Genomic DNA, 13,937 nt, shown 5'->3' with positions numbered 1-13,937 from the left:
CCGCTCCCGGCGTCGGCGACGACCAGGCCGCCCCGATCGGCCGCCGCCGCGGATGGAGCACCTCGTGACCCTGCCCACCGCCGCCCCGCGAGCGTCGCTGCAGCGCAGCGATGCTCTGCTGGCACGCCGCACCCCGGTTGCGAAGATCGTCTTTCTGGCGCTGTTCACCACCTCGGCCCTGTTCACCCGGGACGTGGCCGCGCTCGGGTTCGCGCTGGTGGTGACGTTCGCGGTCGCGCCGTTGTTCGGGATCACGCCGTGGGGGCTGCTGCGGCGCGGCTGGCCGGCGCTGCTCGGCGCGGCCACGGTGGTGCTGTCGCTGGCGCTGTTCGCGGCGGACCGGTCAGGCACCGTGCTGGTGGACTTCGGGCCGATCGTGATCACCTCGACGGTGCTGGGCAACGCGCTGTCGCTGGCGCTGCGGCTGCTGGCCATCGCGCTGCCCAGCATCCTGGTGTTCAGCACCACCGACCCGACCGACCTGGCCGACTCACTGATCCAGCACGCCCGGGTCTCGCCGCGCTTCGCGATCGGCGCGCTGGCCGCGTTCCGGCTGGTCGGGCTGCTGGGCGACGAGTGGCGGATGATCGCGATGGCGCGCCGGGCCCGCGGCATCGACGCGGGGCGCAACCCGGTGCGCTGGTTCACGCTGTTCGCCAGTACCGCGTTCGGCCTGCTGGTCGGGGCGATCCGGCGGGGCACCCGGCTGGCCGTGGCGATGGACGCCCGCGGCTTCGACTCCGGCCTGCCCCGCACCGTGGCCCGCCCGATGCCCTGGCGCCCCGCCGACTGGCTGCTCGTCGCGGCAGGCGCCCTCCTCGCCGCAGCCATCCAACTCATCGCCCACCGCTGACCCCGAACGCGAGGACGTCCCCGGCAGGACCTGGCCGGCCTGTTGCCTTATCTGTCGGTCACCGACATATTGACCTCAGTGACGGGAGGCACGGCATGGCGCAGTCGGCGACGCAGCGCGTCGGAAGGACCTTCGTGGTGATACTCGGGCTGGTCCTCGCGGGTCTGGCCGTGACCGCACACCACGCCTGGGAGCGGGCGCGGGTGGCCGAACTCGGATGCCGGACCGGACCACTGCTGCCCACGGTGACCGAGGAGGAGCACCGCGGCGCGTTCCTGTTTCCTTACGGCACGGTCACCTCGTGCCGGGTGCTCGGCGGCGAGGTCGGCCTGTTCAGCGCCGACGCCGACACCGACCTGCTGCTGGACACGCGCCGCGGACCGGTCGCCGTACGGGTCGAGTACCGCGGCATGGCCAACGGCTGGCAGTGGACCGCGAACGCCACCGAACTCACCGCCGACCAGGCCGCCCACCTGCTGTCCGACGCGGACGAGCAGCGCCTGCGCGCCGCGATCGCGTCCCGCGGCGGCATACTCGCCAAGCCGTGGACCCTGCACTACGGCGACGGCTGACGACGATCCATGGACTTGCCCGGCACCTGTGGGTATCCGGGTCCTTGATACGCACAAGTGCCAGGCAGTCGAACGGTCAAGGGCGGGCGGTCAGGCGGTGGGGGCGGGCGGGGCGACCGGGTTGGGCAGGGCACCGCCGAAGCGGCGGTCGCGCTGGGCGTACAGCTCGCAGGCGTACCACAGGTGGCGGCGGTCGAAGTCGGGCCACAGCGTGTCCAGGTAGACGTGCTCGGCGTAGGCGGACTGCCAGAGCAGGAAGTTGCTGGTGCGCTGCTCGCCCGACGGACGCAGGAACAGGTCCACGTCCGGCACCTCGGGGTGGTAGAGGTACTTCGCGATCGTCTTCTCGTTGACCTTGTCGGCCTTCAGCCGGCCCAGGGCCACGTCCCGCGCGATCGCGGCCGCCGCGTCGGCGATCTCGGCCTGGCCGCCGTAGTTCACGCAGAACTGCAGGGTGAGCTTGCTGTTGCCGCGGCTCATCTGCTCGGCCGTCTCCAGCTCGTCGATGACGCTCTTCCACAGCCGCCCGCGCCGGCCCGACCACACGATGCGTACGCCCAGGTCGTTGAGCATGTCGCGGCGGCGGCGGATGACGTCGCGGTTGAAGCCCATCAGGAAGCGGACCTCCTCCGGCGAGCGCTTCCAGTTCTCCGTCGAGAAGGCGTACACCGACAGGTAGGGCACGCCGATCTCCAGCGCCCCCTCGATGGTGTCGAACAGGGAGAACTCGCCGCGCTTGTGCCCCTCGGTGCGCGGCAGGCCGCGTTCCTTGGCCCAGCGACCGTTGCCGTCCATGACGATGGCGACGTGCTTGGGCAGCGCGTCGCCGGGCAGCTTGGGCGGGGTCGCGCCGGACGGGTGGAGCGACGGCGGCTTAGGCTCGCGCCGGGTTCGGATCACGTTGCGTTTCCCCTGTTCGGGTGCGGGAGCGGGCTCAGCCCGGTTCCCGGCGATCAACCAACGGCAGAGAGCGTAGCTGCCGTTCCAGGTGCCACTGCAAATGCGCCGCCACGAAACCTGCACACTCGCGCTGCACCGGCGGCTCGGCTCGCTCCGCCGCGGGCCAGTCGCCCTCCAGCAGCGCCGCCATCAGGTCGAGGGTGGCCGGGTCGGGATGCGCGGCGCCGGGCGGGCGGCAGTTCAGGCAGGTGACACCCCCGGCGGGTACGGAGAACGCCCGGTGCGGCCCCGCCTCCCCGCACACCGCGCAGTCGCGCAGCGCCGGTGCCCAGCCGGCCTGGGCCATGGCCCGCAGCAGGTAGGCGTCGAGCACCAGCGGGCCTGGCCGCAGCCCTTCGGCGAGCGCCCGCAGCGCGCCCAGGGTCAGCTGGTAGAGCCGCAGCGCGGGCTCCCGCTCGACCGGGGTCAGCCGCTCGGCCAGCTCCACGATCGCGCTGGCCGCGGTGTAGCGCGGGTAGTCGGTCAGGAAGCGGCGGCCGAACAGGTCGCGGCCCTCGACCTGGGTGACGGTGTCGAGCGAGCTGCCCTCGCTGCACTGCACGTCGACGTGCCCGAACGGCTCCAGCCGCGCCCCGAAGCGGGACGTGGTCCGGCGCACGCCCTTGGCGACCGCGCGCACCCGCCCGTGCTGCCGGGTCAGCAGCGTGACGATCCGGTCGGCCTCGCCGAGCTTCTGCACCCGCAGCACGAGCGCGTCATCGCGATAGAGCGGTCGACGCATACCCGGCATGCCGACGACCCTACCGGCCGCGGCCGACTAGAAGCCCAGCCGCCGGAGCTGGCGGGGGTCGCGCTGCCAGTCCTTGGCGACGCGGACGTGAAGGTCGAGGTAGACCTTGGTGCCGAGGAGTTCCTGGATGTCGACGCGGGCCTTGGTGCCGACCTCCTTGAGGCGGGAGCCGCGGGCACCGATCATGATGGCCTTCTGGCTCTGCCGCTCGATGTAGATGTCGGCGTACACCTTGGTCAGGTTGTCCTCGGGGATGATCTCCTGGATGAGCACCGCGATCGAGTGCGGCAGCTCGTCGCGCACCCCCTCCAGCGCGGCCTCGCGGATCATCTCGGCGATCAGCACGTGCTCGGGCTCGTCGGTGAGCATGTCGTCCGGGTAGAGCTGCGGCGACTTCGGCAGGTGCCCGACCATCACGTCGACCAGCGTGTCGAGCTGGGAGTTGGCCACCGCGCTGACCGGCACCACGTCGGCGAACTCACCGAGCGCGTTGACCGCGAGCAACTGCTTGGCCAGGGTCTCCTTGTCCACCAGGTCGGTCTTGGTGACCACGGCGACCACGGTCGCCTTGAGCCCGGCGATCTCCCCGGCGATGAAGGTGTCGCCCTTGCCGACGGGCTCGTTGGCGGGGATGCACAGGCCGATCACGTCGACCTCGCTCCAGGTCGCCCGGACCAGGTCGTTGAGGCGCTCGCCGAGCAGGGTGCGCGGGCGGTGCAGCCCGGGGGTGTCCACCAGCACCAGCTGCGAGTCGGGGCGGTGCAGCACGGCACGGATGATGTGCCGCGTCGTCTGCGGCTTGTTCGACGTGATCGCGATCTTCTGCCCGATGATCGCATTCGTCAGAGTTGACTTGCCCGCGTTCGGCCGCCCGACGAAGCAGGCGAATCCAGCACGGTATGAGTTGTTCGCCACCTGCTCAACCTACCGTCAGGGCAGGAAGGCAAGCTCATCGGCGTACCCGCGGCGACCGGCGGCCTGCTCGGCCACGAGCGCGGCGAACAGGTCGTCGACCGGGGTCTGCAACAGGTCGGCCAGCGGGAGCAGGGTCGTCGCGCCGTCCGCGTACGCCCCGAACAGCTCGCCCACCAGCCGGGCGGGCAGCCGCGGGGCCTGCGCCGCGCCCAGCCGGGCGAGCAGCGCCGCCCGGCCGGCGGGTCCGTGCTGGCAGCGGGCCGCCGTCCACAGGCTGAGCTCGGCCTGGCGGGCCGCGTCGAGCAGGCCGAGCCCGCGGAGCCGGGCCGCCATCGCCCCGGCCGAGACACCGAACAGCCCGACCAGCGCGGCGAACGCCGCGTCGGCTACCGGGGCCGAGAGCCGCAGCCCGGCGGACACCGCCTCGGTGACCGGGGCCGGAGCCCCCGGCTGGACGGACACGGGCGCGGTGACCGGCGTCGCGGCCGCCGCGTGCAGCTCGTCGGCGGGCATCAGGAACGCGGCGGCGAAGGCGTCGGCGCGCTGCTCCAGCCCGGCCCGTTGGCGGCCCGGCGTGAGGTGCTGGTCGAGCAGCGGCTGCTCGGCGTCCCCGGCCAGCACGTGGCCCAGGGCGTGCGCGAGCGCGAAACGCTGCCGGGTGAACTGGCTGGTGACGTTGGCCAGCACCAACCGGCCGTGCGGGGACTGCCAGGCCAGGCCGTCCGCGCCACCGGGCAGCGCCGTGACCGCCACGTCCACCGCGAAGACCTGCTCGACGGCGGCCGCCAGCTCGGCCGTGGGCAGGCCGCCCAGGCGGGGCACCCCGTGCTCGCGCAGCGCGGCGACGGCTCGCTCCGCCAGCGCCCGGCCCGCGGCGGCGGGCGACCCTGCGGGCGGTGCGGGCAGGCGCGGCAGCGGCGGGCGGCGGCCCAGCAGGCGCAGCCGCTCGTACGCCGCGGCGTAGCGGTCGACCAGCGCGCGGATCTCGTCACCCGTGCTCGGCTCCACGGCGGGCAGGGCGGGCTCCCGGGTGCGTCCGGTGAGCAGCCAGTCCACGCTGACGTCCCCGGCGTCGGCGATGAGCGCCAGCTCCAGCGAGGTGAAGCGGCGCACGGCGTTGAGCGACTTGGACAGTTTGTCGGCGCTGATGCCGACCAGCTCGCTGAAAGCAGCCTGGCTGGACGAGACACGGGTGATCACCGAACGGACGCGGTCGATCACGCCTTCATCCATGGCCATCACCGTAATAAGCGGTCGCGATAATCGCAACGGCCGTCGGGACGGTTGACACGAACCCGCCCCGCGGTCGCGGCCGGGCGTCCCGGCTCCGGTACGGTGATCTCCGTGGAGCTGCTGCACTCGGGCAAGGTCAGGGACGTCTACCGCGACGGCGCGGACATCATTCTGGTGGCATCGGACCGGCTCTCGGTCTACGACGTGATCCTGCCGACGCCGGTGCCGGACAAGGGACGGGTGCTGACCCAGCTCTCGCTGTGGTGGTTCGAGCAGCTCAAGGACATCGTGCCGAACCACGTCATCTCCGGCGACGACGTGCCCGCCGAGTTCGCCGGGCGCGCGGTGCGCTGCCGCTCGCTGACCATGGTGCCGGTGGAGTGCGTGGCGCGCGGCTACCTGACCGGCGGCGGTCTCAAGGAGTACCAGGCGGGCGGCTCCGTGTCCGGAGTGGTGCTGCCGGCGGGGCTGACCGAGGCGTCGCGGCTGGCCGAGCCGGTGTTCACGCCCTCGACCAAGGCCCCGGTCGGCGAGAAGGACCTGCCGATGACCTATCCGGAGGTCGAGGACAAGGTCGGCGCGGACACCGCGGCACGGCTGCGCGACATCACGCTCGCCGTGTACGCCCGAGGCCGGGACATCGCCGCCGAGCGGGGCATCATCCTGGCCGACACGAAGATCGAGCTGGGCTGGGCCGCCGACGGCACGCTGGTGCTGGGCGACGAGGTGCTCACCCCCGACTCCTCCCGCTTCTGGCCCGCCGACGGATACGCCCCCGGCCGGGTGCAGCCCAGCTTCGACAAGCAGTTCGTGCGCGACTGGGCGGTCGGCACCGGCTGGGACAAGACGCCTCCCGCCCCCGAGGTGCCCGAGGACATCATCGCGGCCACCCGGGCCCGCTACATCGAGGCGTACGAGCGGCTCACCGGTCTGGCCTGGTCCTGACCCGACGGTCGTTGCCCGGCCCGCGAGGACCGAGCTAGCCTGGCGGTATGGCGCGCGAGACCTACCTGGAGACCCGGCGGCGGCTCGGCCTGCCGGACATCCCGCAGGAGCTGCTCGACGAGTTCCGCGCCCAGCTGGAGCTGGAAGAGCAGCGCCGCAACGATCCGGAGTGGATCGCCGAGCAGGAGGCCTGCTACGAGGCCGTGCTGGCTCGGCTGCAGCGGAAGGCCCGGTGAAACCGGCCGGCCGCATCCTCGACACCGGCGCGATCCGGCGCTACGTGGCCGCGGACAGCCTGACCGTCAGCGCCGCGCTGGCGGGCCTGGAGGCGGGCGGGTTCACCGCACTGGTGCCCGCGCTGTGCCTGAGCGAGGCGTACTGGGCCGCCGACCGCGCCGACGAGCCGATGCTGGACGTGCTGCGCACGCTGCCGCAGGTCGAGGTCGTCCCGCTGAGCGCCGGGGACGCGCAGGCCGTCGGCGGCCTGGCCCAACACCTGGGCACCCTCGGCCTGGCCCATGCCTGCCTGCTCGCGGCGGTGCTGCGGGTGCCGCTGATGACCACCGAACCCTCGCTCGCGGGCAAGATCCTCGGCGCTGACCTGCTGCGCGAAGTGTGAACCCGAACGCGTTTTTAGATTTTGTCGCATTTCTTCACATAAGAGCCATATCACACCGATCATAGAGACATGCGTTCTCTGCTCGGCGTGTCGCTTGTCATCTCGTCCGTCCTGCTCGGCGGCCCCGCGCCCGCGGTGGCCGGAGCCGACGCGGGCGTGGGGCCACCGGTGCCCCAGGTCGTCTCCACGAATCCGGTGGACTGGACCCCGCACGTCACCGACGGGCAGGTCTGGGCCATGGCCCTGATCGGCGACACGGTCGTGGTGGGCGGGAACTTCAACGCCACCACCGACGCGCACCGCCGAGCCGCGGTGAACCGCCGCCACCTGATGGCGTTCCGCCTGTCCGACGGCCAGATCACCGACTTCGCGCCGGAACTGGACGGGCCGGTCTACGCCCTCGCCGAGGGCCCCGACGGCAGCCTGCTGGTGGGCGGCGACTTCACCAAGGTCAACGGCCGGAACCGCCGCTCGCTGGCCCGCCTCGACCTGGCCACCGGCCGGCTGCACCGCGGCTTCTACGCCCCGGTCGACGGCGACGTGCGCACGCTCGCGGTGTCGGCCGGCACGCTCTACGTCGGCGGCTACTACCGCTCCGTCAACGGCGTGCCGCGCGCCGGGCTGGCCAGGGTCGACGCCCTGTCCGGCCGCCTCGACGAAGGCTTCGACGCCGGGCTCTCGGACGCGGTCGCGAACTACCCCCGCGCCGAGGCGATGAGCCTGTCCCCCGACGGCACCCGGCTCGTCGTGATCGGAAACTTCGCCCGCGTGCAGGGCCTGGACCGCCAGCAGCTGGTCAGCCTCGACGTCACCGGCCCGCAGGCCGTGGTCAGCGACTGGTCCACCGCCTTCTACGGCGTCGACCGCTGCGACGCCCGCTTCGACAGCTACGTGCGCGGCATCGACCACTCCCCCGACGGCTCCTACTTCGTGGTGGTCACCACCGGCCACGACTCCGGGCCGGACCTGCCCTGCACCGCCGCGGCCCGGTTCGAGAGCGCCGGATCCGGCGAGCACCACCCCACCTGGATCAACCACACCGGCGGCCACTCCCTGTACGCCGTGGCCGCCACCGGTCCGGCCGTGTACGTCGGCGGGCACCAGCTCTGGCAGGACAACACGTACGGGCAGAAGACGAAGGGCCCCGGCGCGGTGGACCGGCCCGGCATCGCCGCGCTCGACCCGGTCACCGGCCGCGCCCTGGACTGGAATCCCACCCGCAGCCGCGGCCAGGGCGTACGCGCCTTCGTGCTCAGCCCGCAGGGCCTGCTGGTCGGCTCCGACACCGACGAACTGGCCCGCGAGTACCACGCCCGCATCGGCCTGTTCCCGTACCCGCCGGTCGCCGCGCCCGCCTGAGCGACACCGGTCCGGCACCACACCGGACGAGGCCCCGTCCGCGCCGCGTGGGTCGGCGCAGACGGGGCCTCGAGCCTCAGTGCCTCATCGCCCGCCGCCTCGGGCTTCGGGCTTCGGGCCACCAGGCCTCAGCGGAACCAGGCGACCAGGTCGTCCCACAGACCGATGAGGGCGGTCGCCACATGCGGGCCGGGCTCGGCCGGGCGCGGTCGGTGCCCCGGGGCCACCGGCGGAGCGGACGGCTCCGGCGCGGCCGACGGGTCGACGATCGGGTCCACGGGCGGCGCGGACGGGTCCACGATCGGCTCCGACGGCGGCGCAGACGGGTCCACAATGGGGTCCACCGGCGGGGCCGACGGATCCACGATCGGGTCCACCGGCGGGGCCGACGGATCCACGATCGGGTCCGACGGCGGCGCAGACGGATCCACAATGGGATCCACCGGCGGGGCCGACGGATCCACGATCGGGTCCACCGGCGGCGCAGACGGGTCCACGATCGGGTCCGACGGCGGCGCAGACGGATCCACGATCGGCGGCTCCACCGGGTCCGCCGAGGGGGACAGCCCCAGCGCCGAGCTGACGTGCGCCGGCTTCGCCCGACCGGACGGCGGTGCCGAGGGCTCGGGTGCTACCGACGGCGCGACCGAGGGCTCGGGCAGCACCGACGGTGCGACCGAGGGTTCTGGCGCACCCGACGGCGCGACAGACGGCTCGGGTGCGCCCGACGGCAAGAGCGCCGCGGAAGCAGACGGGTCCGGGTTCGGGTTGTCCGACGGGTCCGGGTTGGCAGTGTCCGACGGGTCCGGGTTGGCGGAGTGCGACGGGTGCGGGTCGGCGCTGGACGACGGGTCCGGCTCGGCGGTGGCCGACGGGTCGGGGTCCGGTGCGACCGGCGGCGTGACCGTGCCCTCGGCCGGGCAGGTGCGGGCCAGCACGAACAGCGGTGCGGTGCCGGTGATCTCGGCCTTGGCCCCGGTGAGGGTCCAGCCCTCCGGCAGGGCCACCCAGGCCTTGCTGGTGTTCGCCCGCAGCACGACACCGCCGCCCTCGGCGGGGACGACCGCGGTTTCTTCGGTGCCCTCGGGCGTGGTGAACGTGGCTCTGACGCTGATGAAGTCGCCCGTCTTGGCCTGGTCACCGGGCAGCTTGAAGACCCAGACGTCCTGACCGGACAGCGGCCCGCCGCCGAAGGCCGGATCGCAGACGTGGTTCTCGAACGCCGCCGCGGTGAAGCCGACGTTCGCCGGCAGGATGTCGACGGGCGCGTTCGCCCACGCTTTCGCGGGCTGGCCGCCGAGGTCGGTCCCCGCGAACACCAGCGCCATCCCGAAGGTGAGCACTGCCATCCCGCAGGCGGCGAGTGGTCGGTTTCCCGGCCGGATGAGTCGGAAGTTGAGACGTCGCATGCATACCTCCACTGAGCTCGACGCAGCCCAGGGACTACCCGCGGTTATTCGCCTCAAACCGGACTAATCAGATTATTTGGGAAATTTGGGATCTCAGTGCAGCCTGCTGGCCTGCCCGGTGCTGTCACGTACCACCAGCTCTGCCGGGGCCGGCACGAGTCGGCCGCCGGGCTCGTCGTCGAGCAGCAGCCGCATCGCCCGCGCCCCGATGTCGGCCAGCTGCAGACGCACCGTGGTCAGCGCCGGCGTGAGGTCGGTCGCGACGGGCAGGTCGTCGAAGCCTGCCACCGAGACCTGCTCCGGCACGGGTCGGCCCAGCTCCCGCAGGGCGGCCAGGGCCCCGGCCGCCATCAGGTCGTTCAGCGCGAAGACCGCGGTCACCTCGGGGTGGCGGCCCAGCAGCTCGTGGGTCGCCGCGCGGCCGCCCTCGCGGGTGAAGTCTGCGTGGACCAGCCGGGGAGCGGCCACCACGGAGGTGAACCCGGCCAGCCGCTGCGCGACCGTGGCCAGGCCGGCCGGGCCGGTGATCACCCCGATCTCGCGGTGGCCCAGTCCCACCAGGTGCTCGGCGATGAGGCGGCCGCCGCCGTACTGGTCGGGCTCGACGGTGTCGATGCCGGTGCCGTGCGCGCCGATCGCGGCGACCCGCCCACCCGACTCGGCGAACGCCGCCACCTCCTCGGCGAACGGCTCGCCGACGAACGCCGAGCCCGCCAGCAGCACCGCGCGGGCCCGCTGCGCGCGCAGCCGGGCCAGGTAGTCGCGCTCCAGCCCCGGATCGCGGAAGGTGTTGGCCACCAGCACCATCAGGTCGTACTCGCGGGCCACGTCCATCGCGCCGGCCGCGATGGCGGCGAAGTAGGGGTCGGCGATGTCGTGCACCAGCACCCCGACGACGGTGCTGCGGGAGCGGGCCAGCGACTGCGCCGGGGCGTGCGCGACGTAGCGCAGCTCGGTGGCAGCCGTGGTGACCCGCTCGGCCAGCGCCTCGGCCACCTTGCGCCCGCCGCTGCCGTGCAGCACGCGGGACGCGGTGGCCAGCGAGACACCGGCCGCCGTGGCGACCTGCTGCAGCGTGACGGCGCCGCCGGGCGCTCTGGTTGACGAGGTTCGAGGCATGGGCGTAGGGTACCGCCTCGCAGGCGGAAAGCGCTTTCCACCCCCACCCTTCGCCGCGGCTCCTCGCGAGCGGCGGCCTCCCCCGATCCCGACAGGTCGTGCCCGCGTCACGACCTGCCAGACCGAGAGGTACGAGCATGGACCGCAGAACTGTCGGCATCGTCATGAACGGTGTCACCGGCCGGATGGGTTACCGCCAGCACCTGGTGCGGTCCATTCTCGCCATCCGCGAGCAGGGCGGCCTGGCGCTGGCCGACGGCACCGTGGTGTGGCCGGAGCCGGTGCTCGTCGGCCGCAACGCGGCGAAGCTGGAGCAGCTCGCGGAGCTGCACGGACTCACCCGCTACACCACTGACCTGGCCGCGGCCCTGGCCGACGAGAGCAACGAGATCTACTTCGACGCACAGGTGACCACCGCCCGCGTCGCCGCGCTGCGCCAGGCCATCGCCGCGGGCAAGCACATCTACACCGAGAAGCCGACCGCCGAGTCGCTGGCCGACGCCGTCGCGCTGGCCGACGAGGCGCAGGCCGCGGGCATCAAGCACGGCGTGGTGGCCGACAAGCTCTACCTGCCCGGCCTGCTGAAGCTCCGCCGCCTGGTCGAGTCGGGCTTCTTCGGCCGCATCCTGTCGGTGCGGGTCGAGTTCGGCTACTGGGTGTTCGAGGGCGACTGGCAGACCGCGCAGCGTCCGAGCTGGAACTACCGGTCCGAGGACGGCGGCGGCATCATCCTCGACATGTTCCCGCACTGGCGTTACGTGCTCGACCACGTGATCGCCCCGGTGCGCTCGGTCTACGCGCAGATGGCCACGCACATCCCGCAGCGCTGGGACGAGCAGGGCAAGGCCTACCCGGCCACCGCCGACGACGCCGCGTACGCCGTGCTGGAGCTGGAGGGCGGCATCGTCGCCTCGGTCAACAGCTCCTGGACCACCCGCGTGGACCGCACCGAGCTGGTCACCTTCCACGTCGACGGCACCGAGGGCAGCGCCGTGGCCGGCCTGCGCAACTGCCGCATCCAGCACCGCGCCACCACCCCGAAGCCGGTGTGGAACCCCGACCTGCCGGTCAGCCACGACTTCCGCGACCAGTGGAGCGAGCTGCCGGAGAACGACACCTACGACAACGGCTTCAAGCGACAGTGGGAGGAGTTCCTGGCGTACGTGGTCGCCGACGCGCCGTACGGCCACGACCTCTACGCGGGCGCCCGTGGCGTGCAGCTGGCCGAGCTGGGCCTGCAGTCCGCCCGCGAGGGCCGCAAGATCCTGGTCGGCGACCTGTGAGCGCGCCTGCCGAGCAGGGCACGGCTGCCGCCCGCAGCCGGGTCTTCTACGCCGCGGCGCACGTCGTCGCCGACCCGGCCGCCGACAACGGGGCGGGCCGCCCGGCGGTCGTCGACTGGGACGCGACCATGCGGTTCCGGCACCACCTGTGGTCGCTGGGCCTGGGCATCGCCGACGCGATGGACACCGCACAGCGCGGCATGGGCCTGGACTGGGCCGCCACCACGGAGCTGATCCGGCGCAGCGGCGCCGAGGCCAAGTCCGTCGGCGGGCGGCTGGCCTGCGGCGCGGGGACCGACCAGCTCGCCCCCGGCGCGCACGGCCTGGCCGCCATCGAGGCCGCGTACGCCGAGCAGCTCGACGTGGTGCAGGAGGCCGGTGCGAAGGTCATCCTGATGGCGTCACGAGCGCTGGCCGCGGCCGCCACCGGCCCCGCCGACTACCACGCCGTCTACGGCAAGCTGCTGGCGCAGGCCGAGCAGCCGGTGATCCTGCACTGGCTCGGCGACATGTTCGACCCGGCGCTGGCGGGCTACTGGGGCGCGGCCGACCTGGACGCGGCGACCGAGAGCGCGCTGGAGCTGATCCACGCCAACGCTTCGAAGATCGACGGCATCAAGGTGTCCCTGCTGGACGAGGCCCGCGAGGTCGCGATCCGTCGGCGGCTGCCCGACGGCGTACGCCTCTACACCGGCGACGACTTCAACTACCCGCAGCTGATCGCGGGCGACGAGGTCGGCTACTCGGACGCGCTGCTGGGCATCTTCGACGCCATCGCGGTCCCCGCCGCGAAGGCGCTGGAACTGCTGGACGCCGGTGACACCGCCGGGTTCCGCGCGATCCTCGACCCGACCGTGCCGCTGGCCAAGCACATCTTCGGCACGCCGACCTACCACTACAAGACCGGCATCGTGTTCCTGGCCTGGCTCAACGGGCACCAGGAGCGGTTCGTCATGGTGGGCGGGCAGGAGCACTCGCGCTCCCGCGACCACCTGCTGGAGCTGCACCGCCTCGCCGGGGAGGCGGGCGTGCTCGACGACCCCGACCTGGCCGCGGACCGGCTCGCGCGTTACCTGGACGGCGCGGCATGAGGCTGTCGCTGAACACCGCCACCATCAAGAAGGCGACGCTCGCCCAGGCCGCCCGGCTGTGCGCCGAGAACGGCATCACCGGCATCGGCCCGTGGCGGGACGTCGTCGAGGCGGCGGGCGGGGCCAAGGCCGCCAAGCGGCTGCTCGACCAGTACGAGCTGACCGTCACCAGCCTGTGCCGGGGCGGCTTCGTCACCACCGGCTCGGCCGAGGGGCTGGCGGACAACCGGCGCGCCATCGAGGAGGCCGCCGACCTCGGCACCGCCGAGCTGGTGCTGGTCGTCGGCGGACTGGCCGAGGGCTCGAAGGACCTGCCCGCGGCCCGCGCCCACGTGGCCCGCGCCCTGGAGCAGCTGGTGCCGTATGCGAGCAGCCTCGGCGTACGCCTGGCGATCGAGCCGCTGCACCCGATGTTCTGCGCCGACCGGGCGGTGGTGTCCACCCTCGGGCAGGCGCTGCACCTGGCCGAGCCGTTCGCCCCGCACGAGGTCGGCGTCGTCGTCGACACCTACCACGTGTGGTGGGACCCGCAGCTGTTCACCCAGATCACCCGCGCCGAGGGCCGCATCTCGGCCTACCAGGTCTGCGACTGGGTCGTCCCGCTGCCCGCCGACATGCTGCTCGGCCGCGGCCACGTCGGCGACGGCCACATCGACTTCGCACCCATCACCGACGCGGTGCTCCGCGCCGGCTACACCGGCCACGTCGAGGTCGAGATCTTCAACCAGACCATCTGGGACACCGACCCCGCCGAAACCGTCAAAACCGTCGTAGACCGCCACCTCACCCACCTCGGCCCCGTCTGAGAGCAAAAGGAAGGGCACCTTCTACAACGCATAGCGTTGTAGA

At 72.9% G+C, this 13,937-nt stretch carries 15 protein-coding genes; 9 read left to right on the top strand and 6 right to left on the bottom strand.

Annotated features, from left to right (window positions below):
* Nucleotides 1–64 precede the first annotated feature (64 nt).
* Nucleotides 65–853, top strand: a complete 789-nt coding sequence (locus tag F9C41_RS09485; protein ID WP_407924680.1) for an energy-coupling factor transporter transmembrane component T family protein — start codon at nucleotides 65–67, stop codon at nucleotides 851–853.
* 95 nt (nucleotides 854–948) lie between these two features.
* Nucleotides 949–1,425 (top strand): hypothetical protein, encoded by a 477-nt coding sequence (locus F9C41_RS09480; protein WP_155386339.1) that lies wholly within the window; start codon nucleotides 949–951, stop codon nucleotides 1,423–1,425.
* 90 nt (nucleotides 1,426–1,515) lie between these two features.
* On the opposite strand, the gene F9C41_RS09475 is transcribed toward F9C41_RS09480, so the two are convergent.
* The 4 genes from F9C41_RS09475 to F9C41_RS09460 are packed head-to-tail and all read right to left on the bottom strand — an operon-like array spanning nucleotide 1,516 to nucleotide 5,263.
* On the bottom strand, nucleotides 1,516–2,325 hold the full coding sequence (locus tag F9C41_RS09475; protein WP_155386338.1) for an isoprenyl transferase: 810 nt from the start codon (nucleotides 2,323–2,325) through the stop codon (nucleotides 1,516–1,518).
* Nucleotides 2,326–2,359: 34 nt separating this feature from the next.
* A complete protein-coding gene (gene recO, locus F9C41_RS09470) occupies nucleotides 2,360–3,115 on the bottom strand; it encodes a DNA repair protein RecO (protein ID WP_155386337.1) in 756 nt (251 codons plus the stop codon).
* Nucleotides 3,116–3,142: 27 nt separating this feature from the next.
* The gene (gene era / locus F9C41_RS09465) at nucleotides 3,143–4,030 is read right to left on the bottom strand and encodes a GTPase Era (protein ID WP_155386336.1); all 888 of its coding nucleotides are present in this window, start codon (nucleotides 4,028–4,030) and stop codon (nucleotides 3,143–3,145) included.
* A gap of 15 nt (nucleotides 4,031–4,045) precedes the next feature.
* Nucleotides 4,046–5,263, bottom strand: a complete 1,218-nt coding sequence (locus tag F9C41_RS09460; protein ID WP_155386335.1) for a helix-turn-helix domain-containing protein — start codon at nucleotides 5,261–5,263, stop codon at nucleotides 4,046–4,048.
* Between the two features lie 111 nt (nucleotides 5,264–5,374).
* Here F9C41_RS09460 and F9C41_RS09455 point away from each other — a divergent pair, with 111 nt between their 5' ends.
* The 4 genes from F9C41_RS09455 to F9C41_RS09440 all read left to right on the top strand — a co-directional run bounded on the left by F9C41_RS09455 (nucleotide 5,375) and on the right by F9C41_RS09440 (nucleotide 8,186).
* Complete coding sequence (locus tag F9C41_RS09455; RefSeq protein WP_155386334.1) at nucleotides 5,375–6,208, top strand: phosphoribosylaminoimidazolesuccinocarboxamide synthase; 834 nt, start codon at nucleotides 5,375–5,377, stop codon at nucleotides 6,206–6,208.
* Between the two features lie 47 nt (nucleotides 6,209–6,255).
* On the top strand, nucleotides 6,256–6,444 hold the full coding sequence (locus F9C41_RS09450) for a hypothetical protein (RefSeq protein WP_155386333.1): 189 nt from the start codon (nucleotides 6,256–6,258) through the stop codon (nucleotides 6,442–6,444).
* A complete protein-coding gene (locus tag F9C41_RS09445; RefSeq protein ID WP_155386332.1) occupies nucleotides 6,441–6,827 on the top strand; it encodes a hypothetical protein in 387 nt (128 codons plus the stop codon). Before F9C41_RS09450 ends, F9C41_RS09445 begins: the two co-directional genes overlap by 4 nt.
* A 69-nt stretch (nucleotides 6,828–6,896) precedes the next feature.
* Nucleotides 6,897–8,186: a delta-60 repeat domain-containing protein gene (locus F9C41_RS09440; protein WP_155386331.1), complete on the top strand. Its 1,290-nt coding sequence runs from the start codon at nucleotides 6,897–6,899 to the stop codon at nucleotides 8,184–8,186.
* A 128-nt stretch (nucleotides 8,187–8,314) separates the two neighbouring features.
* Here the strand turns inward: F9C41_RS09440 and F9C41_RS09435 are convergent, their stop codons facing one another.
* Together F9C41_RS09435 and F9C41_RS09430 are read right to left on the bottom strand one after the other, a co-directional pair.
* Nucleotides 8,315–9,595, bottom strand: coding sequence for a hypothetical protein (locus F9C41_RS09435; RefSeq protein WP_155386330.1), 1,281 nt, complete (start codon nucleotides 9,593–9,595; stop codon nucleotides 8,315–8,317).
* Between the two features lie 93 nt (nucleotides 9,596–9,688).
* Nucleotides 9,689–10,714 (bottom strand): LacI family DNA-binding transcriptional regulator, encoded by a 1,026-nt coding sequence (locus F9C41_RS09430; RefSeq protein WP_155386329.1) that lies wholly within the window; start codon nucleotides 10,712–10,714, stop codon nucleotides 9,689–9,691.
* Between the two features lie 137 nt (nucleotides 10,715–10,851).
* Between F9C41_RS09430 and F9C41_RS09425 the strand changes: the two genes are divergently transcribed.
* Genes F9C41_RS09425 through F9C41_RS09415 form a run of 3 tightly spaced genes read left to right on the top strand, consistent with a single transcriptional unit; the run spans nucleotide 10,852 to nucleotide 13,894 of the window.
* The gene (locus F9C41_RS09425) at nucleotides 10,852–11,997 is read left to right on the top strand and encodes a Gfo/Idh/MocA family protein (protein ID WP_155386328.1); all 1,146 of its coding nucleotides are present in this window, start codon (nucleotides 10,852–10,854) and stop codon (nucleotides 11,995–11,997) included.
* Nucleotides 11,994–13,088, top strand: a complete 1,095-nt coding sequence (locus F9C41_RS09420; RefSeq protein ID WP_155386327.1) for a dihydrodipicolinate synthase family protein — start codon at nucleotides 11,994–11,996, stop codon at nucleotides 13,086–13,088. Before F9C41_RS09425 ends, F9C41_RS09420 begins: the two co-directional genes overlap by 4 nt.
* The gene (locus tag F9C41_RS09415; protein WP_155386326.1) at nucleotides 13,085–13,894 is read left to right on the top strand and encodes a sugar phosphate isomerase/epimerase family protein; all 810 of its coding nucleotides are present in this window, start codon (nucleotides 13,085–13,087) and stop codon (nucleotides 13,892–13,894) included. Before F9C41_RS09420 ends, F9C41_RS09415 begins: the two co-directional genes overlap by 4 nt.
* Nucleotides 13,895–13,937: the final 43 nt, after the last annotated feature.

This window comes from Catellatospora paridis (genome assembly GCF_009720365.1).
GTDB lineage: Bacteria > Actinomycetota > Actinomycetes > Mycobacteriales > Micromonosporaceae > Catellatospora > Catellatospora paridis.
Note: the sequence above shows the minus strand (reverse complement) of the source record. Positions and strands in the feature narration are given on the sequence as shown.

Excerpts from the sequence above, each read along its gene's own strand:
- F9C41_RS09480 (WP_155386339.1), top strand. The coding sequence starts at position 949 with ATGGCGCAGTCGGCGACGCAGCGCGTCGGAAGGACCTTCGTGGTGATA.
- recO (WP_155386337.1), bottom strand. The coding sequence starts at position 3,115 with ATGCCGGGTATGCGTCGACCGCTCTATCGCGATGACGCGCTCGTGCTG.
- F9C41_RS09460 (WP_155386335.1), bottom strand. The coding sequence starts at position 5,263 with ATGGATGAAGGCGTGATCGACCGCGTCCGTTCGGTGATCACCCGTGTC.
- F9C41_RS09450 (WP_155386333.1), top strand. The coding sequence starts at position 6,256 with ATGGCGCGCGAGACCTACCTGGAGACCCGGCGGCGGCTCGGCCTGCCG.
- F9C41_RS09440 (WP_155386331.1), top strand. The coding sequence starts at position 6,897 with ATGCGTTCTCTGCTCGGCGTGTCGCTTGTCATCTCGTCCGTCCTGCTC.
- F9C41_RS09435 (WP_155386330.1), bottom strand. The coding sequence starts at position 9,595 with ATGCGACGTCTCAACTTCCGACTCATCCGGCCGGGAAACCGACCACTC.
- F9C41_RS09430 (WP_155386329.1), bottom strand. The coding sequence starts at position 10,714 with ATGCCTCGAACCTCGTCAACCAGAGCGCCCGGCGGCGCCGTCACGCTG.
- F9C41_RS09425 (WP_155386328.1), top strand. The coding sequence starts at position 10,852 with ATGGACCGCAGAACTGTCGGCATCGTCATGAACGGTGTCACCGGCCGG.
- F9C41_RS09415 (WP_155386326.1), top strand. The coding sequence starts at position 13,085 with ATGAGGCTGTCGCTGAACACCGCCACCATCAAGAAGGCGACGCTCGCC.